A 21,943-nucleotide genomic window follows, 5' to 3' on the forward strand; every position below is an offset into this window, starting at 1 on the left:
CCACCTGGCCATTCACTGCAGATGCTCAGCTCAGCAAACGACGAAATGTGTCTGGGCTGAGCGTGTAAGGGGGATAACGCTGAGGGAGATCGAGCCAGAACGGGCGACGCAGAACTGAGCGTTCGTGGGAAAAGGTGCGGAATCCCGCTTCACCGTGGTGGGCACCCATGCCGCTGGCGCCCACCCCTCCAAACGGCAGATCAGGAACACCTGCTTGCATCACCACATCGTTGAAGCACACCCCACCAGAACTGGTTTGACGCAGCACCTGCTTCTGATCGTTGGTGTCGCCGCCGAAGAGATAGAGGGCGAGGGGTTTGTCTTGTTTCTGAATGTGTGCGATGGCCGCATCCAGATTGGGGATGGAGAGCACAGGGAGAAGGGGACCGAACAGCTCATCGGCCATCAAGGGGTCATGCTCATCGCGCACGGCAATCAGGCTGGGTGCGATTCGGCGTCGTTCAGGGTCGAATTCACCGCCAAGCAGCACCCGTCCCTCTGCTTGAGCACCGCGCAACAGGGTTTCCAGCCTGCTGTAGTGCCTGTCGTGAATGAGGCAGCACAGATCGCTCGACTCAAGCGGTTGTTCGCCATACAGCTTGAGCCTCTCCCGTGCGATGGCATCCAGCAGGGGCTCGCGCACATCCTCCTGAACGAAAAGGTGATCCGGCGCGATGCAGGCTTGCCCGGCATTGAAACCCTTGCCCCAGACCAGGCGGCGCGCTGTCACGTCGAGATCGGCATCGTTGAGGACGATCGCTGGGTTCTTGCCCCCCAGTTCCAGCGTGACGGGCGTGAGGTTGGTTGCTGCACCCTCCAACACCTTGGCGCCGATCCGTCCGCCACCGGTGAAGAAGATGTGATCAAAGCGCTGACGCACCAAGTCCGCGGCCACCTCTCCGTCTCCATTGACCACGGTCACCACGTCCTCCCCGAAGTGCATGGGGATCAACTGTTCGATCAGTTCGGCGGTGGCCGGAGCATGTTCTGAAGGTTTGATCACGGCGGTGTTCCCCGCGGCCAGTGCGCTCACGAGGGGCCACAGAGTCAGACTGAATGGCAGGTTCCAGGGGCCGATCAGCAGAACACATCCCAGGGGCTCCCGGATCAGTTCGGCGCGGCCAGGCTTCTGCACGATTGGGACGGGAATGCGTTGCGGCCGCATCCAGGAGCGCAATCGCCGTTCGGCCAGCTTTAGCTCCTGAAGAAGGGCCACCACTTCGGCCATGGCTTCCAGGGGAGGTTTGGCCAGGTCTTGATGCAGTGCCTCGAGAATTGCCGATTCGTTTTTGCTGACGAGGTTTCGCAGGCGCTGCAGTTGTTCTCGCCGCCAGCGTTCCGGTTGCGTGACGCCCTTCAGGACCGGTTCGCGCATCCGCTGCAGATCGGCATCGGTGAACGCGGTGGCGGTGCTGGCCTCGGCCATTACGTCAGGAGCAGGGTTTGCTGGTCGTCATGCTCGCAAGTCCGTCCCATCAACCGTTGCTGAGGGGATGACGGCACAGCCGATTGCGCCTACTACAAAGAGAGAGTGATCGGCTTGATGGTTCAGAAGCTGCCGTGGTGGAACGGGGCCGTCATCTACCAGCTGATCGTGCGCAGCTATGCCGATGGCAACGGTGACGGCATTGGCGACCTTCAGGGGTTGGCAAGCCGTCTCCCTTATCTGCGCTGGCTTGGTGTGGAAGCGATTTGGCTGACGCCTATCTATCCCTCCCCGTTGCAGGACGGTGGTTATGACATCACCGATTTCAAGGCGATTCATCCCGACCTCGGAGATCTGTCTGCATTTCACCGGGTGCTGACTGCAGCGCACGGTCAGGGCATGAAGGTTGTGATGGATCTGGTGATGAATCACACCAGCACCCTCCATCCCTGGTTCCAGCGAGCGCGCTGGGCACCTCAGGGCAGTCCTGAACGCGACATCTATGTCTGGAGTGATGACCCGCATCGTTATGCGGATGCTCCGGTGCTCTTCCGTCATTTCGAGTCGTCCAACTGGGAATGGGATGAGGTAGCTGGGCAGTACTACCTCCATCGATTCCTGCGTCATCAGCCGGATCTCAACTACGACAACCCTCTGGTTCAGGAGGCGATGTTGGATGTGGTGGATTTCTGGATTGAGCGAGGTGTGGACGGCTTTCGGCTGGATGCTGTGCCGTTTCTCTATGAAGCAGAAGGCACCCGCTGTGAAGGTCTGCCTGAAACGCATGCGTTTCTCAAGCGTTTGCGCGACCGGGTCGACTCCCATGGCCGTGATGTGCTCCTGCTTGGGGAAGCGATTCAGCCATTGGATGAGATCGCTCCTTATCTGATGACAGATGAGCTGCATGGCGCATTCAATTTCGCCCTGACGGCCCACCTGTTCGCCGCCATTGCCAGTGGCGCTGTTGAGGGCTTGCGCAATTGTCTGAGCGAAGCGCAGGAAGCTGTGCATGGATGTCGTTGGGCCTTGCCCTTGCGCAACCATGACGAGCTGTGGCTGGGGGACGGCCACCTGGTTCCTGAAGACGTGATTCAGACCATTCGCGCGGGTCTGCATCAAGGTCAGGGGCACTGGCTCAACTGGGGAATCAATCGTCGTTTAGCCCCGTTGCTCAATGGCGATTCAGGATCCAACCGGGTGCTGCATGCTCTGCTGTACAGCCTTCCTGGCATGCCCTGCCTCTATTACGGAGATGAGTTGGGGATGGGGGACTGGCCTGGACTGCGTGATCGCGATCCCAACCGCACCCCCATGGCGTGGACTCCAGCGCGAAATGGTGGGTTCTCAACAGCACCTGATCCTCTGCTGGTGCTCCCACCGATTACTTCTCCGGGATACGACTACCGCGTGGTGAATGTGGAGGTTCAGAAGCAGCTGCCTGCTTCGCTGCTCAACTGGCATCGGCGCATGCTCACCTGTCGGCGGCTGCTGCCGGCCCTTCGCCACGGTGATTTTGAGCTGTTGCACTGCACGCATCCCAGTGTCATCAGCTACGTGCGTTGTGATGGCGGCATGACAGTTCTCGTCGCTGCCAATCTCTCCGCGGCCGGAGCCTCCCTGCGACTCGATCTCAGTCGCTGGCGCGGTGAGCGAACCCGTGAGGTGCTCTGGGGCTGTGAATACCCGCCTGCATCGGATTCATGGTTTGTCTATCTCCCCGCCCATGGATTCAGCTGGTGGCTGATCGGTGAGGTGGAAGACGTGGAAGGAGTGGAGGATGTGCGGGACGCCGAGGACGTTCGGCAGCCCTCTTGACCCCAGCCAGCTCAGCGCTCATGCATTCAACGCAAGCGCTGAGCTGTCCTCCCTGCCGCACTCTTCAAGAATCGTCCTCACCACAGGCGTGAGGCGTTCAGCTTCGCTGCAGTTCACCATGGCCAGTCGATTTCGTCGTGCGAGCAGATCGGTGATGCCATGGGCATGTTCTGCGGCGACGGCGTGGCGAAGTTCTCCCTCACAGATCGGAATCACGTCACTGAGCGGTTCCCGTTGTTGGGCCGTCCAACCGCTCACGAGCTCGGCTGCTGCCAGCCCGTGATTGCCCTCCAGGTGCTCGATCTGGTGCTGAAGCCAGGGGGAGTCAGGAAGCAGATCGTTCAGTAGCTGACGTTGTTGCACCAGCCGTTCCGAGGTCCTGGAGGGATCGACGTCGGATCCCAGCAAGGGGAGCGTCTTGGGGGGTGGCAAGGGCCTGTCCAGTTGCTTGGCAACGGCCTCCAGCGTGTCGATCGCCATCGGTCGGCAGGTGGTCCATTTGCCGCCCATCACGCTCACCAATCCACTGGGCAGGGTCTCCACCTCGTGCTCCCGCACGACACGGCTGCTGTTCACATCGGCATCGGCGGGTTTGAGGAGCGGTCGGCCGCCTGCCCAGCAGCTGCCGATGTCGGGGTCGCCTACTTCAGGGAACCATCGCTTCACGTAATCGAGCAGGTAGGTCTGCTCCTGATCGGACGGCTGTGCCGCCTGTTCCTGAGGACAGGCGGTGTCGGTGGTGCCCACCAGCGTCCCCCCGAAGAAGGGCAGCATGAACAGGACGCGTCCGTCATCGGTGGAGGGGAGCAGCAGTCCTATCCGTTCAGGACAGAGATTCTGTTTAAGCACGATGTGCACGCCGCGGCTCGTGAGCATGCGTTCACTGCAGTCCGCCGATGCCATGCGTCGCACCGCATCGGCATGCAGCCCAGTGGCATTGACCACGGTGCGTGCACGCCAGCGCTGACGCTCCCCGCTTGCGTTTTCGCTGATGGCCCCACACACCTGCCCGTCGCTGTTCTTTTCCAGTGCGACCACCGGCGTGCGGTTCCTGACGACAGCACCGGCCCGCTCGGCGGTGAGGGCCAGCAGCAGATTCAGTCGAGCATCGTCGAACTGTCCATCGCTGTAGGCCACGCCCCTGCGGATGTCGTCGCGAAGCTGAGGCAGGGCGACCTGCAGTTGTTCTCTCGAAAGCAATCTGCTGCTGCCGATGCCTGCCTTGCCGGACAGGGCGTCATAAAGACCGAGTCCAAGGCGGTAGTAGAGCTGCCCGATCACGCAGTCGGTCGGTAGCGCTAGCTCCAGGCGATGGGCCAGAAATGGAGCTTGCTGCAACCAGTGGCCGCGTTCCAGCAGGGCTTCCCTCACCAGTCGCAGTTGCGCCTGGTCAGCGGTTTTGAATGCCAGCTCGAGATACCGGACACCCCCATGCAACAACTTGGTGCTGCGTGAGCTGGTGCCACTGGCGAAGTCGTTGGCTTCGAGCAAAGCAACCCGAAGGCCGCGGCGGACGGCTTCATAGGCGACGCAAGCGCCGCTGGCGCCGCCACCAATGATCAGAATGTCGTAACAGGTGTCATCCATGCCAGTGAAGACTCCTTGCGACAGCATCGTTCCAGCGCTTGAGCCAGGCTTGTCGCTCCTCCGTTCCCATCGAGGGGGTGAAGGTCGCGGTCTGCTGCTCCCGCGTTGAGACCAGATCACTGAGATCTGAAATCACCCCTGCTTGCACGCCGGCCAACAACGCCACACCCCGCGCGGTGCTTTCCAGGTGGGCTGGACGTCGAACACGCAGACCTGTGCTGTCCGCCTGCGCCTGCAGAAGGGGATCCGATGCTGCCGCTCCCCCGTCGACAGCGAGCTCGCCCAGGCTGTGCCCGATTGACTGCTCTGCCAGCTGCACTAGGCCAGCCACTGACAGGGCGATGCCGTCGAGCGCTGCACGGGCGATCTGGGCACGACAGCTGTTCCGGGTTAAGCCGATCAGCAGCCCACGGGCGCCAGGGTCCCAATGGGGGGTGCCCCAGCCGGTGAATGCCGGAACGAGCATCACGCCACCTGAGTTCTCCACACCATTGGCGAGCCGGTTGATCTCATCGGCGGTCTCGATGATGCCGAGCCCATCCCGCAGCCACTGAACAACGGTGCCTGCATTGAACAGGCTGCCTTCAAGGCAATACGTCGGTTCACCTTGGTCATTCGTCCAGCCCAGCGTGCTGAGTAGTCCTGCATCACTGCGGCGGATTGTGCCGCCGGTGTTCACCACCAGGAAGGCACCGGTGCCGTAGGTGCATTTGGCTTCGCCAGGTTCAAGGCATAACTGCCCGAGGGTGGCGGCCTGCTGATCACCCAGAAGCGCGCCGATGGGCACACCCGCGAACGGCAGCCCTGCCGCGATCGCTCCGAAATTGCCGCGGCAGGGCACCAGTGTCGGCAGGGCACTGGTGGGAAGCTGGGCCTGCTCGCAGAACGACTCCACCCACTCTCGACGCTGCAGGTCCATCAACAGCGTGCGGCTGGCGTTGCTCATATCGGAGCAATGCCGGGTGGCACCGCTCAGATGCCAAAGCAGCCAGCTCTCAACCGTTCCGAAGCAGAGGTCGTTCTGGTTGGCGGCTTGGCGGGCTGCGGATTCGTGCTGGATCAACCAGTGGATTTTGCTGGCGCTGAAGTAGGGATCCAGCAGCAGTCCTGTGTGTGCTCTCCACTCCTGCTCCAGCCCTTCCTGCTTCCATCGGTCACAGAGAGCGGCCGTGCGACCGTCCTGCCAGACCAGAGCTGGGCCGCAGGGCTGCCCATCGCTACGGCGCCAAAGAATGGTGGTCTCGCGTTGATTGGTGATGCCGCAGGCGACGACAGCACTGCGCTGCTCTGGAGTAATGGATTGCTCCAGGCGGCTCATCGCCAGTCGCTGGCTTTCCCAGATGGCCATGGGGTCCTGTTCCACCCAGCCATCAGCGGGGTACTGGATCGCCAGGGGAGCGGTGGCACTGGCGATCGGACATCCACGTTCGTCGTAGAGCGCGGCCCGGGAACTACTGGTGCCTTGATCCAGTGCCAGCAGGAGTGGCGGTGCAGCCATACGGGAATCGTTTTCCACGTGCTAGCGGGGGGGAGATGGTCGTGCAAAGGAGCGTGAGGAACACTGAAGTGTTTATGAGCGGTCTGTCCGTTCCTCGCATGAACCAGTCATCCGATGAAGATGTTTATTCCTCGTCTGCGCGACCAGTTCGGTTGGCTGTTGATCCAATCAGCTGGACCTCGGGATGCATCAGCTGGAAGTCTTTCAATCGCTGTTCAAGATCTGTCCTGAGATCGCGAATGGCAGTTGTGGCGCTGTGCTCGCGTCTCGTGACGAGCGCAACACCGGTGTTCACATTCAGACGGAGTGGTAAAGCAACGAGCTTTGGTTTGTCTTGATCGTGTCGCAGCACGGAGCCCAGATGCAGGGTGCTTGCGTTTGCCTGCTGACTGGTTCCTGACTGCGTGGTCTGTTTTTTTGTCTTTCGCAGCGGAGAGAAATCAAGGGATTGCAGCACCCTCTCCGTGCCTGGATAAGCCTTAGGTGGAATGTGCTCAAGGGGGTACTGCTTGACCTGATCAAGCGTGAGATCACCGCGTTTCAGCAGTGGATGGTCTGGGTAGACCAGTAATTGCAGGGGAAGTTGGCATAAGTGAAAGATCGTCAGGTCCTTACCGTCAGTGGGGGCTTCATGCAGTGGGCATAACCAGGCATCCACGATGTTGGTCGTGAGCAAATCCTGGGAGTGCGGCGTGCCAAGTCTTTTGCTGCGTCCAGTCAGCCAACCGTTGGGTGCAGGAGACACAAGGGTCCCATCCAAAAAAAAACTGACGTCTAATCTGAGCGGAGCTTTCTGCAGGAAACGGGCGCATTGATGAACTTTGCGTTCCAGATTGAGAAGCTGAGGGTTGCCATCGATTAACCATTGTCCGCTTGATTTTTGAAAGGAGAGTCCGAAGATTTCAGAGCATTTCTTCAGGTTTCGGCTGACAGTGGTTTGATGCTGATGAAAACGCTCACCAACCTTTTTGCCTGACTGAAGCCAGATCAAGCCATCAAGACTGGAAAGCAGGTCAAGACTGACCAAAACAAGGTCATTACGGAGCTCTCACCCGATCCTCAGAATCTTCGCCTCGTCGAACAATCCCCAGTTCTGGGTAGGGATTAATCCGCCGCTCTGATCGGCAGAGTGATGCGTGCCCGCAGGCCTCCCAAAGGGCTTGGGCTGAGGGCGAGGTCGCCGCCATGTCCTTCAGCAGCGCTGCGAACAAGGAACAGCCCCAAACCACTGCCTTCGGGTTTGCTGCTCATCAGCGTCAGGTCCGACAGTCGCTCTGCAGGGATCCCCGGGCCGTTGTCGTCCACATCAATGATCCACTGGTGGCCGTTGCGGTGCAGGGACACACGGATGAGTGGGCTTTTCTCATCTTGTCCAGCGAGCCGTGGTTCGCTGCTTAGGGCTTCAACGGCATTTTTGAACAGGTTGATCAACGCCAGCTGCAGCTGAATGGCATCGCCTTGAATAACGGTGTATTCATCCGAGATCTGCTGCAGCGGTGTGCTGTCGAACCAGCGCTGGTTGCTGTGGTTCGACTCGACATAACGCACACTGCTTTCAATCACCTGGATCAGATCCACTGGCTCGGTTTTGGTCTGAGCATTGCGAAGAAGCGCCCTGATTTTTTCTGTGATCGTGCTGATGCGCTCGGTTTCCTGATTGAGGGTGACCAATCCATCGTTAATGGCTTTTGGAATGGCTTGATTCACCGTGCGGTCGAGGGCGTGGTGCAGGCTCTGTGATGTGAGGCGCACGATGCTGAGCGGTTGCTTGATTTCATGGGCAATCGAAGCGGCTTCTAGGCTGACTTTGAGCTTGCTGCTCATGGCCGCTAAGGCCTGTTCGTCTTTTTGGCGAATGGTTTGGGTGAGGCGATTGAACGCCTCCACCATGGACTGAATGGCCTGATTCAGATCAAGCACTTCCCGGGTGCTGGAGGCACCAAGGTCGCAGTTGTAGGCCAGGGGGGACGAGCTTTCGGAATCGAGCTCACCCTCTTTGATCTGATGCTTAGTACTCAGGCTTGCTGATGTGAGTGCCGTCAGAGGTGTCAAAAGTCCGCGAATCTGGCGCCGGTTGATCAGAAGAGCGATCAGAATAGCCGTGATGCTGATGCCTAAGAAGAGAATTTGATTTCGCTGCGCGGCACCCCACTCCTGATCGGCTTTGACAGCAGTGATCAGATACCAATCAAGGCCATAGTTCTTTCCCCAAGCTGTTGATTTGGTGAGGAAGTGCTCGTTGTCAACCTTGAAGAGTCCTGGCTGTGTTGATGGCGTTGATATTGATGCTGACTGGTCTGTGCCACTCTGTGATCGGCTTTGAAAGTATTGCGTATGTAAATGACTGGCCAATTGATGATCGAGCTCGCTGATATTGGCTCTGCGAATTTTTTTTCCGTCTCTAACCAGAGTGAGTGTTGGTGATGAACTGGCGACAAGATCTCCATTGGCCTCAACAATCAAGGCTAGGCCTTGGTCATTTTTCCAGACGTCCTGTAGCCATGTGCTGAGTTGGTTGATGATCATGTCAACGCCAACCACGCCAAGCAGCTGTTGATCGTTGCTAACAATCGGTGCGTTGTAGGAAATTGAAAATGTATCGGGCTTGTCCTCCCAGGCATAAATGCTGCTCCAGGTGGGTTTCCCCGCTTTCACGGTGTCGACATACCAAGCTTCCTGGTGGGTGGCACTCATGCCTGGAATAGTGTCCTCTTGCTTCCGTCGGTTTCCTGTCTCAGTCATGCTGAAAACCGCCATCGTTCCGCGACCAAAGCGTTCGCTATCTTCATAGTGAAGGATCTCGCTTTGATTGGTTTTCTCTAGGCCTAGAAAAATGCCATTGGTTCCACCAAAATTGATGTAGTCGACCGGGAATGAATGTAATTGTCGCCAGAATCGATTGCTGAGCCTGTCAAAGTCGTTGAGAAGTTCAGGGTCAGCTGCAATGGCGGCTTCATTCAATTCATTGATAATGGTTGGATAGCTGAGCTTTTTGCTCAGTTGCTCAGACACTTGAACGACAGGAATTCGGGCTCTGAGAGCCTCACGTTGTTGGATGGCACCCTGGCGCCCGAGGCTGAAGCTGAACACACTGAGCGAGCCAGCAACGAGGATGAGCTGTGCACCGGTGGTCAGGCTGAGTTTTTCGGCGAGTGACTGCTTCTTCTTCGGCATCAGTCAATCTTTTGGATGTGCTGATTGAGAGCGGCCGCTCGAATCAGTTCGGCGCCACTGAGGTTCATGTGTCTTGCAATGGCTTTGCGATGTGTTTCCACAGTGGAAATTGAGCTGCCAAGTTCTTGGGCGATCTCCTTGTTGCTTTTTCCTTCTCCAATTAAGCCATAGATTTCTTTTTGTCGCTCGGTCAGCGTCTGATGAACGGGTTGGATGATTTGATTTAGGCAGTTTCGCAATGCTTCGAAAGCATCGGCCTTGTCGATCACCCCACTGATCGAATCCAACAGGTGTGGTGGACAAATGAACTCTTGAGCTGCTCCAGACAGAATGATCAATTGGATCTCAGGGTGTTGTTGCAACAAGCTTGTTGCCAGCTCGCATCCTTTCCCATCAGGAAGCATGAGATCCACGATTGCGATATCAATGGGTTGCTGGGTACTGATGCTGTTGGCCATTTGCACGCAATCAGCTTTGGAGACCCTCTTAATCTCAGGGAAGCTTTCCACCAAGGCTGCCAAAAGATCCAGAAAGATCGTTTGGTCGTCGATGACAAGACAATGCATCTATTCATGATCCTGTTTTTGTGGTCTTGATGCCAGCACTGTCACCTGGCTTGATCTGTCGTCCACTTCCATTGCCCCGATGCTTGTTGACGCGACTCAGGATCAGCAGCACGTCAGGGTCGCTCGCCCATCGGATTAGGCAGTGGCAGGAGAGCTTGGTCGTGAGTCATCCGCGCTGGCCCGAAACGAGGAGCAAGCTCCCGATTCGCTTGCGATGAGTGGAGCCGGACTCTCGCTAGCGCGTGACTACCAGCTTTGATTGAGGCCAGGCTTGCATCAAGGCCAGGCGTTACCGAGTTTCAACACCCGGTGCCGGGGTGTTGTGGGGAAGCCCTTGTCGAGACTTGAACTCGAGACCTCTCCCTTACCAAGGGAGTGCTCTACCGCTGAGCTACAAGGGCATGTGTGGATGGGCCGGGTTGGATTTGAACCAACGTAGGCAGAGCCAGCGGATTTACAGTCCGCCCCCATTAACCACTCGGGCACCGACCCGACACACCGCGATAATTTACCAGCCCATGAGCTGGGCCTCGCTGGATACGATCGGATGACACCATTTCCGCGGGCGATGCAACTGCTGCTGCTCAATGGGCCCAATCTCAATTTGCTCGGGCAGCGGGAGCCCGGTCTGTATGGGCGTCAGACGCTTGATGCGATTGAGCAACAACTGAAACAGCGTGCCGCCACTGCCGGTGTGCAGTTGGACTGTTACCAGAGCAACTTTGAAGGTGCTCTTGTGGAGCGTATCCACCAGTCCATGGGCACGGCCGACGGCATCATGATCAATGCGGGTGCCTTCACCCACACCTCCATCGCGTTACGCGACGCTTTGCTCGGTGTGGCAATTCCTTACGTGGAGCTCCACTTGAGCAACACCCATGCGCGTGAGTCGTTTCGCCATCAGTCCTATCTGGCGGATCGAGCGGTTGGTGTGGTGTGCGGCTTTGGTCCCTTCAGCTACGAGCTCGCCTTTGATGGGTTGCTGCATCACCTGCGACAGGTGGAAGCATGACCATGGTCACGTCCACACCCTCTGTTGCGTTTGACGAGTCCGCCATCACATCCACTGTGAGCAGCATTCGTTGGTTGGCCGCCCCCACTAGTCGCTTGTGGGTTGAGCAAGCAATTGCCAAGCCGATGCAGGTTCTGATCGACCATGCGCATTGCGAGCGCAAAGCGGCTGGCTCAGCTGTTCAGTTGATGTTCCGCTATCTCTGCGAACCTGGGCTTGGTGAGGTGTTGAGCCCGCTGGCGCGTGAGGAGCTTGAGCATTTCGAGCAGGTGTTGGATCTGCTCAAATCGCGTGGTCGTTATCTCGAGCCGCTGCGTTCTCCAGGCTATGGGGCGGCTCTCGCCAAGCATGTGCGACGGGCGGAGCCTGATCGCATGCTGGATTCTTTCCTTGTGGCGGGTCTGATTGAGGCGCGCAGTCACGAACGCATGGCTTTGCTCGCAGAGCACAGTTCTGAAGTGGCGTTACGGGCTCTTTATGGCAGCTTGCTCCAAAGCGAAGCCCGCCACTTCGGGGTGTATTGGGTTCTCTGTGAGCAGAGATATTCAAGAGATGTGATAGTGCCCCGCCTGGAGCAGTTGGCTGAAGCAGAAGTTGATGCTCTCCGTGGAGAGCTCGAGCATCCGGATGATGTGCGGATGCATTCCGTCGGTGTCGATACTTGAGGCGTCCTGGCTTTCTTTTAAGATGGATTGAGATGTATCAAAACCATGAGTGGAAGCGGGCATTCTCACGGTGATATCCAAAAAGTTAAAAATGTGACTGAACCTCGTCCGATTGGAGGAGGTGCGCGGTGGTCAGAAAAAGCTTTCAAAGAATTTTTCGCTTCAGTTGTTGGGCGTGAATCGGGTGATGTTATCGATTACAACGTTCATTTAGAGTCGGATGGCGATGTTTATAACACCCATGAAATCTATCCCGGTCCGGACGGGATGGTGTATTTCACCCAGAGCATGCATGATCGTGTTGGACGTCTGACGCTTGATGGGCGTGTTGAGCTATTTGAGCTTCCACAGGGGTCTTACCCTCATGGAATCCGGTTTAGTGAAGAAGGTCGTTGGTATGTAACTTTGGAGGATTTTGATCAAATTGTTGAACTTAGCAAGCGTGATGGTTCGATTCTGGCTACCTATAATGTTGCTTTCGATAATCCTCAGGTCGAGGGTGTTGTCGGGCCTCATGGTTTCGCCATCGACCCCCAAGGCAGGCTTTGGTATACCGGGAGAACCTCCGATGTGCTCGGTTGGGTGGATCCCGCGACAGGAGATCAACGTCGTTTTGAACTCCCGACTCGCGCTGCCATCGCTCCCAACTTCAATCATGATCGTATTAAGCCTGCAGCTAGTGCTCCAATCAATATCGAGTTTGATCAGGTGGGAAACGCATGGTTTGTGAACTTGCAGACCAATCAGATTGGAAGGATTGATCTGAATGATGAATTGAGCCTTTTTGAGATCGAAGGCTTTGGAACTGATAACACACGTCCGATCAATATCTTTCAAGGTCCTGAGGGCTTTATCTGGGTCACGATTGAGGGTGACAACAGTCCTGAATTGGTTGGTACGCAGCAAAGTTTGGGTGGTATTGCCCGCTTCGATCCTGCATCTGAAACTTTCAGGGCTTACCCCCAGACTCTTTCCAAAGGAGCTGGTGGTGTATTGGGTGTCAAGCCAGATTCTGTCTGGTTCCAATACCAGGAAGACGACCTGGTTCGCTTGGATGTTGATGAATCAGGACGCCGAGATCAAACGGTTTTCCCACTGCCTGACATCGGTTCTCGCAACCGTGTGATGCACCGGATTGGCCAGGGGCCAGATGGATCGATGTGGTTTACCAGTTTAAATGCGGATCTTGTCAGTCAGATTTCAACTGAAGAGCAGGGCTTGCCTGTGTATTCCTTCGATGATTCATCGTCTGGCATTCAATACTTGTCGTCTTTGCCTCAGGAATGGACCCTGCTATTGGGAGAGGGCTCTGGTGCTGAGGATCCTGATCCTTTGTTCTTGAGTACTGCGGACGTCAGCGATTCCGTGGCAACGGCGCGTTTCCGTGATCAGATCACCGGTCAGACAGTCTGGACTGCAGATCCCACGGAGCAATTTATTTGGTCGCAAAGTTTTCGATATCAATATATTGCGGAAGATTTTCGGGTTTTTGATGAGATTAATGACGCCCAGGATCTCATCCCTGTTTATCGAGCATTTGATGATCAGGCTCGTGCATTCCTCTGGTACACAGACCCACTCAGTGTGGACTCTGCTGACCACGCTTCTGCTGAAATTGCATGGTATGCACACGCTATCCCTGAAAATGCAATGTAAGGCTGAGTTCTGAGTTGACGAAGAGTGTTTCGTCGACAGGATCGCTCCTGGTTTGAGCTGTCGGTTTGTTTGAGGGGCCACCAAGCCTTCCAGATGTGATGACTCGGCGTGGTTGGTCCATGTCGAGGTCAGCCTTCCGTAACCGTGGACCCAAAGCAGTCCGAAGCGACGCGCAATGTTTGTTGGGACGCTTTTAAAATTGCTCCAGTCACGTTGCGAAGTCGAGTGATTGACCCTGTGACCGCTGTCGCCGATTCCCTGCAGGCTCTGCGGAATGGCACCACCGATGAGCAGTGGAATGGCCTCAAGGCTGATCCTCTTCTCCGTGACCTCATCGGACGGTGCGCTGACCTCGAATCGGCTCTGCTGCTTGCTGATGAAGGTGCGGTGAAGGTGGCTACCGGCAAGACTGCTGCGTTCAAGTCAGCCGTTGATGCCCGGTTGCTTCTGGCTGCGTGAAGTCGCGTTTCACCCTTCTGACGACTGCTATTCGGCCGGGGTTGTGAGCAGGGGATAGCGCTCAGCGATGGAATCCCCTGTGAATTCCGCTACCCAGCCGCTGGGATTGCAGAAAAAGCGAATGGCGCAAAACTTTGGGGTCGGCCCCATGTCAAACCAATGACGGGTTCCGGCGGGAACACTGATCCAGTCGCAGGCTTCACACAGCACCTGGATCACTTCATCCCCGAGGTGAAGGCAGAACAGGCCCTGACCCTCCACGAAAAAGCGAACTTCGTCTTCGCTGTGGGTGTGTTCGCTTAAGAATTTCTGCCGCAGATTGGCACGGTCCGGATGATCCGGTTGGATGCGAATGGCATCAACGGTGGGGTAGGTCCCCCGTGCTTGGGTTCGTTGGATGTCGTGCTTATAGGCCGCGAGGATTTCCTCCTGGCTGGCACCTGGGTCAAGCTGTGTCTGCGTTGGCCAGCGCTCAAAGCCGATCCTGCGTTGCTTGAGCTCCTTCTCGATCTGTGTTCTGTCGAGGGTGTGCAGAAGTACGTCGCTGGAGCGATCCGAAAACAGCGTCAGTTCACTCATGCTGCAAATGGCCTTGAAAAGAGCCTCTGACCAACCCGTTCAGCATGCTGGATGGTTGATCTGTCCCTTGCGCCGTTGTCCTTGTCGCCCACGTTTGCTCCTGATCAGTTGACGCTGGTGGGAGTCGGTCCTGGTGATCCGGAGTTGCTCACGGTCGCTGCGGTGAAGGCCCTGGAGCAGGCGGATGTGGTGGCTCACCCTGTGGCCCGCGAAGGGCAACCTGGGATGGCCTTGACGATTGCGTCGCGCTGGTTGCAGCCACAACAACAACTCCTGCCGCTGGCATTTCCGATGGTGGCGGAGCCAGAGCCGCGAATTTCCGCTTGGCATGAGGCTGCCGATGTGCTCGCCAGCCAGGTGAGGGCAGGCCGCAGGGTGGTGTTGCTGTGTGAGGGGGATGTGTCCCTCTTTGCAACCGGCAGTTATGTGCAGCTGGCTCTGCGTCGCCGCCATCCCGACCTTCCCTTTGCACTGATTCCTGGGATTCCCTCCGTTTGCGCCGCAGCCGCAGCCGCGGCACAGGTGGCGGTCGATCTTCCCTTGGCGCTTCAGCAGGAAGGGCTGCTGATTCGTCCATGTCCGGAGAACGCCAGCGACTTCCGCAAACTGCTGCAGAGCGCACGTGATGGGTCCACCGTGATTGGGTTGATCAAGGTGGGACATCGCTGGCCCTGGGTGTTTGAGGTCCTGTCGGAGGAGGGACTGCTGGATCAGGCCCTGTTCGCGCAACGGGTGGGCTGGCCTGATCAGAGGGTGGCCGCCGCCTCGGATGTGCCCCCCGATGCGAGACCCTATTTCTCACTTCTGCTGATTCGTCAGCTCTGGCCTGAGGTGTTGCCTTGATTGCTGCCCTTCCATCGTTGACGGTGAGCCAATGGTTTGCTCTGGTGCATCCGGTGCTGATCATCCTGTTTGTCTATCCCGTGATCGGCGCAACGATCAGGCTGGGAATCCTGGCCAGGGAGCGGCGATTGCAGCTCAATCCGATTGCCCCCACGGTTCCCGTGGAGCACGTGGAGCATGGCCGCTGGGCCACAGGAGGTCTGCTGCTGGCCGTGCTCTTCGCTTTGGGCCACGGATTAGCGGATGGTGGAGCCGGTTTGGCGACCTGGCTTGTGGTGTCGCTCCAGGCTGCGGCTGTCGCCGCTGCCTTCGTGGCGCTCTTGCGCACACGACGACTGATGTTCCGTCTTCTGTGCGCCTGGAGTTGCTGGCTGTTTCTGCTGCTGATCAGCCTGCAGCCCTTGTTGATCGTGGAACGCTCTCGTCTGCCGTCAGCGATCTGGGAATCCCACACCTGGGGTGGCCTCGCGCTTCTGGCTTTGCTCCTTTTCACGATGGCTGTGCAACGGGAGATCGCCGGCAGGCTGTGGATGCGCCAGTTGCATGTGTCCCTGAATGTGTTGGTGGCTCTGCTGTTGGCGACGCAAGCGGTTACGGGCACCCGTAATCTTCTGCTGGGCTAAGCCGCTACGGCCGGTTAGGTCAGCAGTTCCTGCTGCTGTTTCAGCAACGCTAGAGCGAGATCCGGTGTGGAGGCTCGCATCAGTTGTTGGCGGAATTGCGAGGCACCGGTGAAGCCGGTGCATGTCCAACTCATGTGTTTCCGTGCGATCAGCAGGCCGTGGTCGCCGCGTGCTTCCACCAGGGCTTGTAATTGTTCGGCCGCCAGGATCAGGCGTTCTCTGGGTTCTGGTGTTGGAGGGATGGGCTGGCCGTTGATTGCGGCATCGATCTGACCCACAAGCCAAGGAGCGCCCATCGTTCCACGGCCCACCATTACGCCATCGGCACCGGTGACCTTCAGACAGCGCAAGGCGTCGTCCGGGTTGTAGACATCGCCATTGGCGATCACGGGGATGTGCAGGCTTTGCTTGACGGCCGCGATCGCGTCCCAGTTGGCGTTGCCGCTGAAGCGTTGTTCGCGGGTGCGGCCATGCAGGGTCAACAGTTGAGCCCCGGCATCCTGCAGCCGGCGACTCCAGGCCACTGCATCGTCATGCGTTGAGGGCTGTTCCGAACTGCCGCACCAGCCGAGTCGAGTTTTCACAGTGACCGGCACGCCAACGGCAGAGGCCACGGCGTCAACGATCTGGCAGGCCAGATCAGGGTCGCGGATTAGACCGCTTCCGCCTCCCTTGCGAGCAATCTTGCGTACGGGGCATCCCATGTTGATGTCCACCAGAAACGCGCCAGCGTCTTCAGCACGACGGGCGGCATCCGCCATGGCTGCAGGTCGGTGGTCGAACAACTGGACGCCGATCGGTCCGCGTTCTTCGCTGAGTTCTTCCACCTTGGCTCGGCCATGGCCGAGTTCGAGGCTGGTGGCGTTCACCATTTCGGTGAACAGCAAAGCATCAGACGACCAACGTCGCACCAGGGAGCGGAAAATCCGATCGCTGACGCCTGCCAGCGGTGACTGCAGTACGCGGCAACGCAAGGAGCGCTCAACGCGGCTGCCGCGCAGCCGCAGTTCCCTGGTGATCGTCGGGGTTGCCATCACGCCATTGTCGCCAGTGGTCGTTTTCGGGGGATCAAGCCACGGATTCATCCAGGCCGAGCCGGAGGCGGGCCTGGCGCACCTGCGTTTCGATGGCATCGTGCAGCCAGGCCTGCATTGACCAGTCTTCCTGGATCGCCAGTCGTTCAACGTCCTGCAGCAGGTCGAGGGGGAGCGCCAGGCTGACGTCCTGGATGCTGTGCGGGCTGGCCAGTCCTCCTTGATGCGGTGCGTCCAGATGGAGGATCTGCGCTTTCAGGACCTGCAGCTTGGTGCCTGGCTTGGGCTGTCGACGAAAAATCTGGCGCAGGGTGAGTCGCACCTTGCAGCCCGGGCGCACCCGTTGAAGCCCCTGGGTTCCTAGGGGAGAGTCGCGACGGTCGACATACACCGGTGCATGGCTGCCCGCGGAGGCGCTGTAGGTGAAGCTGACCCTGCCGTCGCCGTGCCAAGGGGGTGCAGCCTTCCCGGTCGACTGCTGTTTCAGCATGCGGCGCTGGTCACGTTTCACTGCGGTCATGACAGCCACAGGCAGGAGGAAGACCAGTCGCTGGTAGGCGTTGTCTGCCACCAGTGACGTCTCCGGCTCGAGTGTGGTGTCAAACACATACATGAAGCTGTCGTCGAAGGAACTTCTCAGGGGGTTGCCATGGGGCCCTCAGCGCCGAAGCATGGTCAGATCCGCACGCTGCTGATGACGTTTCCCAGCTGGAGCCTGAGCCGGCCTCTGCTGATGGCGATCCTTGAGGACCGTTTGAGCGATCAGTTCGTCGCCCAATTGGTATGGGAGCGTCTGGGCTACCGCCCCTCCACTGCCGCTGATGGTATTTGGAGAGCCGGTCCGCAGACACCTGCCGACTGGAGTGAGGCCTTTCCGGAGGCTCCTCCAGTGATCGCGACGCGGCCGGCTTCCGTGCGTCTCACGCGATCGATCCCTAAGCCCTACAAGCAGCTTTTGAAGGAGCAGCTCCACTTCACGGGCTATCGCATCGGTGAGCTTTATCCCCGGCGAACCCGCCGGGCCACGGTGGTCAATTGGTTGCTGGCTTTCTTGGCGATTGAGGGGCAGGCGCTGCTCGAAGACGGCGATCTGCCGCCGCTGCTGGCAGCGCCGCTCGATCCCGTGCAGGGCCACCCTGGGGACCCGGCTGTGGGCTGAGTGCGCCTCAAACCTGGATCACCACCTTGGTGCCTTTGCGGGTGTTTTCGAACAGCCATCGCGCCTGGTGGGTGGGCATACGAACGCATCCATTGCTGCGAGGAACGCCAAAGGCCTGGCCTGCATCCTCCTGCCAGGGAGCGCCATGCATGCAGATCATTTCGTTGGCGGTAATGCACATGGCATAGGGCACCCCTGGTGCCACATAGCCCCGGCCACGCATGGTCACGGAACGGTATTTGGTCAACACCTTGGCCTCCCCAGTGGGGGTGGGTGTTGATGCTTTGCCGGTGCTCACGGGAATCACCCGCACGATCTCTTGATTGGCGTCGTAGACGGTCAGCTTCTGGTCAGAGAGGTCGACCACAAGGGTGGCGATCAGTTCAAGCATGGTGTTGTGACAGTGGCCGCACTGCACTCGTAGCTGTCTCGTCTTGGTCTTATGTGTCTCGCTCTGAAAGAATTCCCATTCGCGCCCTCAGGTTGGTCTTTTCGGTTGTTGTGCAGGCGCCTCTGTACTGTCAAGTCAGTCCCCGCTTGAGACCGAGTTGGCGCGTCCCGTCGTCGCAATCATCGGGCGCCCCAACGTCGGTAAGTCCACGCTGGTCAACCGCCTGTGTCGCAGCCGAGAGGCCATCGTTCACGATGAGCCAGGGGTGACCCGTGACCGCACCTATCAGGACGGTTACTGGGGGGATCGCGAGTTCAAGGTTGTGGACACCGGTGGCTTGGTGTTCGACGATGACAGTGAATTCCTGCCGGAAATCCGAGAGCAGGCCTCTCTTGCCTTGGAAGAAGCCAGCGTTGCCTTGGTGATCGTGGACGGGCAGCAGGGGCTGACGGCTGCCGACGAAGCCATTGCTGAATTTCTGCGCGGCCAGCCTTGTCCGATTCTGCTCGCTGTGAATAAGTGCGAGTCGGCCGAGCAGGGCTTGGCCATGGCTGCCGAATTCTGGAGCCTTGGTCTGGGTGAGCCCTATCCGGTGTCAGCCATCCACGGCGCTGGCACGGCAGAGGTGCTGGACCAGGTGCTCAAGTTCTTCCCTCCCAAGGATCAGGAGGGTGATGAGGAAGAACCCATCCAGATGGCCATCATCGGCCGACCCAATGTGGGGAAATCCAGCCTGCTCAATGCGATTTGCGGCGAACAGCGCGCCATTGTGAGCCCAATTCGCGGCACGACCCGCGACACGATTGACACCAGCATTGTGAGGGAGAACAGGCCCTGGCGTCTGGTGGACACCGCTGGCATCCGACGTCGTCGCAGTGTCAATTACGGCCCTGAATTCTTCGGGATCAACCGCAGTTTCAAGGCCATCGAACGCAGTGATGTCTGTGTTCTGGTGATTGATGCTCTCGATGGCGTCACCGAGCAGGATCAGCGACTGGCGGGCCGGATCGAGGAGGACGGCCGGGCCTGTGTGGTGGTCGTGAACAAATGGGATGCCGTTGAGAAAGACAGCCACACCATGACCGCCATGGAAAAGGAGCTGCGCGCCAAGCTCTACTTCCTCGACTGGGCTCCGATGCTGTTCACGTCTGCACTGACGGGTCAGCGGGTCGACAGCATTTTTGCTCTGGCTGCGCTTGCGGTCGAGCAGCATCGCCGCAGGGTGAGCACCTCCGTGGTCAATGAGGTGCTGAAGGAGGCCCTGAGTTGGAGAAGCCCGCCCACCACCCGTGGCGGCCGGCAGGGGCGTCTGTACTACGGCACCCAGGTGGCTAGTCGTCCGCCAAGCTTCACGCTGTTCGTGAATGATCCCAAGTTGTTTGGTGACACCTATCGCCGCTACGTGGAGCGTCAGATCCGTGAAGGACTGGGCTTTGACGGATCACCGCTGAAGTTGTTCTGGCGGGGTAAGCAGCAGCGCGATGCCGAGCGGGATCTCGCCAGGCAGCAGAACCGATAGGGCTGATTGCAATGGATTGGCTCCGGCAGATCCCGATCGGGCAGTACGTGGATGGTGCCGCCGGATGGCTGCGTCAGCTCGACCCACGACTCAAGCTGATGTGGGTGCTGATGTTTTTGCTCACGCCTGTGCTGGCTGGTCCGATCTGGCGGGTGGCGCTCGTGCTGGCACTTGTTCTGATCACTGCGGTGAGTGGATTGCCGGCACGTTTGTGGTGGCGCTCGCTTCTGCTGGTTGTGCTGCTGGGTTGTGGCATCGGTCTGCTGGCCATGCTGCTGCCCACAGGTGAGCCGGGCGCCAGCTTGAACCTCCGCCCTACGGATGAGGTCCCCGGTCTCCTGTTGGCGTCACCGTCCTGGGAATTCGTGCGCCTCGGCCCTTTGCAGCTCGGTTCCTTCGATCTGGGGCCTCTCGTGGTGGACAGGCGCTCGGCGGAGCTGGGCCTCAACAGCGCCACGCTCATCGTGACGGTGGTGCACAGCGTCAATTTGATGCTGCTGTCCACGCCTAGCGAAGAGTTGATGTGGGCGCTCAGCTGGTGGCTGACTCCGCTGGCGCGACTCGGTGTCCCCGTTGACCGACTCAGTTTTCAGCTGTTGCTTGCGCTGCGTTTTCTCCCCCTGGTGCAGGAGGAGCTTCAGAACCTTCTGCGTTCCCTGGCCAGTCGGGCCGTGAATCTGCGCCGACTTGGCTTCAAGACCTCGTTTGGACTTGTGCTGTCGGTGGGTGAACGCCTGTTGGCCAACATCCTGCTGCGGGCTGAACAGGGGGCTGAAGCCCTGATGGCTCGCGGTGGAACTTGGTTGCCTGCCGAAGCCTTTCGACCCGAGCCCTCGCAACAGATCGGTGCCCAACGGCTTCTCAATGGCCTGGCTGCTGTTGGACTGATCGTGGTGCTTGTCCTGCGCGGCAGGTACGGTGCCCTGTAGTCACTGTTCGTGGATCTGTGAGCGCTGAGGGTTATCTCAATCACCCCACCTTTGGCATGCTTTACAAAGTGGCGCCAGCTGGTGAGGGACGGGATGTCTACGCCACGTTGTACGCCCAGCGCATGTTTTTTTTGGTGACCCTGCAGCCACGTGGGGCTCAGTTTGAGGTCATTCCTTATTTGGATGCCCGGCATCACGCTGAACTGAATCTGGCCCGTAGCCGTCGGGACTCACCGGAAGAGCACGAGAGCTGGAAGCAGCTGTTTGATCAGACCTTCATCTGAGCCGTCCCAATGGAACAGCGCGGATGACGGAGCTTCAGAGCCGCTGGGAGCAGTTGCGTTCAAGGCTGCCTAACGGTGTGAATCTGCTGGCAGTCAGCAAGCGCCAGCCTGCTTCGGCGGTGCGTGAGCTGGCCTGTTGCGGTCAGTGTGACTTCGGGGAAAGCCGCGTTCAGGAAGCGCTGCCGAAGCAGCAGGAGCTGTCGGATGTTGCCGGTCTGCGCTGGCATTTCATCGGACGTCTGCAGGCCAACAAGGTGCGGCCGGTGGTGAAGGCCTTTGATTGGATTCACTCCATTGATTCACTGGCTCTCGCGGAGCGTGTTTCGCGCATTGCGCTCGAGGAGAACCGGCGTCCCTCGGTGCTGTTCCAGGTCAAGCTCCGGCCCGATCCTGACAAGACGGGATGGGACCCCTCTGCGCTGAAGCAGGCCTGGCCTGGCTTGTGTCAGTTGCAGGGGCTGAATCCTTGCGGGTTGATGACCATGGCTCCGCTCGGGTTGTCAGAAGCTGATCGGCGCGGTCTGTTTGAGGATTGCCGTCAGCTCGCCGATGCCATGGATTTGCCGCAATGTTCGATGGGCATGAGCGGCGACTGGCCCGAGGCCGCGGCTGCCGGTGCCACCTGGGTGCGCGTTGGATCGGCGCTGTTTGGTGCTCGCCCCCAGGCGGGGCCCTAAAAACGGCGGATCATGCTGACTGTCCGGAATGGACATCAATCCATCTG

At 58.7% G+C, this 21,943-nt stretch carries 22 protein-coding genes and 2 tRNA genes; 12 read left to right on the top strand and 12 right to left on the bottom strand.

Annotation, left to right across the window (positions count from 1 at the left end):
* Positions 1–25: 25 nt before the first annotated feature.
* A complete protein-coding gene (locus tag SynNOUM97013_RS02835) occupies positions 26–1,426 on the bottom strand; it encodes an aldehyde dehydrogenase family protein (RefSeq protein ID WP_186480688.1) in 1,401 nt (466 codons plus the stop codon).
* Between the two features lie 117 nt (positions 1,427–1,543).
* Between SynNOUM97013_RS02835 and SynNOUM97013_RS02840 the strand changes: the two genes are divergently transcribed.
* Positions 1,544–3,241: an alpha-amylase family protein gene (locus SynNOUM97013_RS02840; protein WP_186480689.1), complete on the top strand. Its 1,698-nt coding sequence runs from the start codon at positions 1,544–1,546 to the stop codon at positions 3,239–3,241.
* An 18-nt stretch (positions 3,242–3,259) separates the two neighbouring features.
* Here the strand turns inward: SynNOUM97013_RS02840 and SynNOUM97013_RS02845 are convergent, their stop codons facing one another.
* The 7 genes from SynNOUM97013_RS02845 to SynNOUM97013_RS02875 form a co-directional block, all read right to left on the bottom strand.
* The gene (locus SynNOUM97013_RS02845; protein WP_186480690.1) at positions 3,260–4,828 is read right to left on the bottom strand and encodes a glycerol-3-phosphate dehydrogenase/oxidase; all 1,569 of its coding nucleotides are present in this window, start codon (positions 4,826–4,828) and stop codon (positions 3,260–3,262) included.
* Positions 4,821–6,326, bottom strand: coding sequence for a glycerol kinase GlpK (glpK, locus tag SynNOUM97013_RS02850; RefSeq protein WP_186481379.1), 1,506 nt, complete (start codon positions 6,324–6,326; stop codon positions 4,821–4,823). The genes SynNOUM97013_RS02845 and glpK overlap by 8 nt, the downstream gene beginning before the upstream one ends.
* Before the next feature lie 124 nt (positions 6,327–6,450).
* Complete coding sequence (locus tag SynNOUM97013_RS02855) at positions 6,451–7,071, bottom strand: LysR substrate-binding domain-containing protein (protein WP_186480691.1); 621 nt, start codon at positions 7,069–7,071, stop codon at positions 6,451–6,453.
* Positions 7,072–7,430: 359 nt separating this feature from the next.
* Positions 7,431–9,500, bottom strand: coding sequence for an ATP-binding protein (locus tag SynNOUM97013_RS02860; RefSeq protein WP_186480692.1), 2,070 nt, complete (start codon positions 9,498–9,500; stop codon positions 7,431–7,433).
* Positions 9,500–10,066: a response regulator transcription factor gene (locus SynNOUM97013_RS02865; protein ID WP_186480693.1), complete on the bottom strand. Its 567-nt coding sequence runs from the start codon at positions 10,064–10,066 to the stop codon at positions 9,500–9,502. Before SynNOUM97013_RS02865 ends, SynNOUM97013_RS02860 begins: the two co-directional genes overlap by 1 nt.
* 329 nt (positions 10,067–10,395) lie before the next feature.
* Positions 10,396–10,467: transfer RNA gene (locus SynNOUM97013_RS02870), tRNA-Thr, on the bottom strand.
* A gap of 9 nt (positions 10,468–10,476) precedes the next feature.
* Positions 10,477–10,558: transfer RNA gene (locus SynNOUM97013_RS02875), tRNA-Tyr, on the bottom strand.
* Between the two features lie 76 nt (positions 10,559–10,634).
* Between SynNOUM97013_RS02875 and aroQ the strand changes: the two genes are divergently transcribed.
* The 4 genes from aroQ (at position 10,635) to SynNOUM97013_RS02895 (ending at position 13,858) form a co-directional block, all read left to right on the top strand.
* Positions 10,635–11,078: a type II 3-dehydroquinate dehydratase gene (aroQ, locus tag SynNOUM97013_RS02880; protein WP_186481380.1), complete on the top strand. Its 444-nt coding sequence runs from the start codon at positions 10,635–10,637 to the stop codon at positions 11,076–11,078.
* A 2-nt stretch (positions 11,079–11,080) separates the two neighbouring features.
* A complete protein-coding gene (locus SynNOUM97013_RS02885; protein WP_186481381.1) occupies positions 11,081–11,743 on the top strand; it encodes a tRNA-(ms[2]io[6]A)-hydroxylase in 663 nt (220 codons plus the stop codon).
* Between the two features lie 45 nt (positions 11,744–11,788).
* On the top strand, positions 11,789–13,399 hold the full coding sequence (locus SynNOUM97013_RS02890; protein ID WP_186480694.1) for a hypothetical protein: 1,611 nt from the start codon (positions 11,789–11,791) through the stop codon (positions 13,397–13,399).
* A 225-nt stretch (positions 13,400–13,624) separates the two neighbouring features.
* Positions 13,625–13,858 (top strand): hypothetical protein, encoded by a 234-nt coding sequence (locus SynNOUM97013_RS02895; RefSeq protein WP_186480695.1) that lies wholly within the window; start codon positions 13,625–13,627, stop codon positions 13,856–13,858.
* Between the two features lie 27 nt (positions 13,859–13,885).
* On the opposite strand, the gene SynNOUM97013_RS02900 is transcribed toward SynNOUM97013_RS02895, so the two are convergent.
* Entirely contained in the window at positions 13,886–14,437 is a 552-nt protein-coding gene (locus tag SynNOUM97013_RS02900) for an acireductone dioxygenase (protein ID WP_186480696.1), read from the bottom strand.
* Positions 14,438–14,488: 51 nt separating this feature from the next.
* Between SynNOUM97013_RS02900 and cobI the strand changes: the two genes are divergently transcribed.
* Positions 14,489–15,280, top strand: a complete 792-nt coding sequence (gene cobI, locus SynNOUM97013_RS02905; protein WP_186480697.1) for a precorrin-2 C(20)-methyltransferase — start codon at positions 14,489–14,491, stop codon at positions 15,278–15,280.
* A complete protein-coding gene (locus SynNOUM97013_RS02910; RefSeq protein ID WP_186481382.1) occupies positions 15,280–15,903 on the top strand; it encodes a DUF4079 family protein in 624 nt (207 codons plus the stop codon). Before cobI ends, SynNOUM97013_RS02910 begins: the two co-directional genes overlap by 1 nt.
* Positions 15,904–15,917: 14 nt before the next feature.
* On the opposite strand, the gene dusB is transcribed toward SynNOUM97013_RS02910, so the two are convergent.
* Positions 15,918–16,937, bottom strand: coding sequence for a tRNA dihydrouridine synthase DusB (dusB, locus tag SynNOUM97013_RS02915; protein WP_186480698.1), 1,020 nt, complete (start codon positions 16,935–16,937; stop codon positions 15,918–15,920).
* A 34-nt stretch (positions 16,938–16,971) separates the two neighbouring features.
* On the bottom strand, positions 16,972–17,550 hold the full coding sequence (locus tag SynNOUM97013_RS02920) for a hypothetical protein (RefSeq protein ID WP_186480699.1): 579 nt from the start codon (positions 17,548–17,550) through the stop codon (positions 16,972–16,974).
* Between the two features lie 36 nt (positions 17,551–17,586).
* On the opposite strand from SynNOUM97013_RS02920, the gene SynNOUM97013_RS02925 reads away from it, so the two are divergent.
* Positions 17,587–18,096, top strand: a complete 510-nt coding sequence (locus tag SynNOUM97013_RS02925; RefSeq protein WP_255442917.1) for a DUF1823 family protein — start codon at positions 17,587–17,589, stop codon at positions 18,094–18,096.
* Between the two features lie 7 nt (positions 18,097–18,103).
* Here the strand turns inward: SynNOUM97013_RS02925 and SynNOUM97013_RS02930 are convergent, their stop codons facing one another.
* Positions 18,104–18,487: a L,D-transpeptidase gene (locus tag SynNOUM97013_RS02930; RefSeq protein ID WP_186480701.1), complete on the bottom strand. Its 384-nt coding sequence runs from the start codon at positions 18,485–18,487 to the stop codon at positions 18,104–18,106.
* Positions 18,488–18,644: 157 nt separating this feature from the next.
* Here SynNOUM97013_RS02930 and der point away from each other — a divergent pair, with 157 nt between their 5' ends.
* The 4 genes from der to SynNOUM97013_RS02950 are packed head-to-tail and all read left to right on the top strand — an operon-like array spanning position 18,645 to position 21,896.
* Complete coding sequence (der, locus tag SynNOUM97013_RS02935; protein WP_186480702.1) at positions 18,645–20,006, top strand: ribosome biogenesis GTPase Der; 1,362 nt, start codon at positions 18,645–18,647, stop codon at positions 20,004–20,006.
* Positions 20,007–20,017: 11 nt separating this feature from the next.
* Entirely contained in the window at positions 20,018–20,935 is a 918-nt protein-coding gene (locus SynNOUM97013_RS02940; RefSeq protein WP_186480703.1) for an energy-coupling factor transporter transmembrane protein EcfT, read from the top strand.
* A gap of 17 nt (positions 20,936–20,952) precedes the next feature.
* Complete coding sequence (locus SynNOUM97013_RS02945) at positions 20,953–21,219, top strand: PipX family protein (RefSeq protein ID WP_186469391.1); 267 nt, start codon at positions 20,953–20,955, stop codon at positions 21,217–21,219.
* Positions 21,220–21,242: 23 nt separating this feature from the next.
* Positions 21,243–21,896: a YggS family pyridoxal phosphate-dependent enzyme gene (locus tag SynNOUM97013_RS02950; protein WP_186480704.1), complete on the top strand. Its 654-nt coding sequence runs from the start codon at positions 21,243–21,245 to the stop codon at positions 21,894–21,896.
* Positions 21,897–21,943: the final 47 nt, after the last annotated feature.

Source organism: Synechococcus sp. NOUM97013, assembly GCF_014279815.1.
Classification (GTDB): Bacteria; Cyanobacteriota; Cyanobacteriia; order PCC-6307; family Cyanobiaceae; genus Synechococcus_C.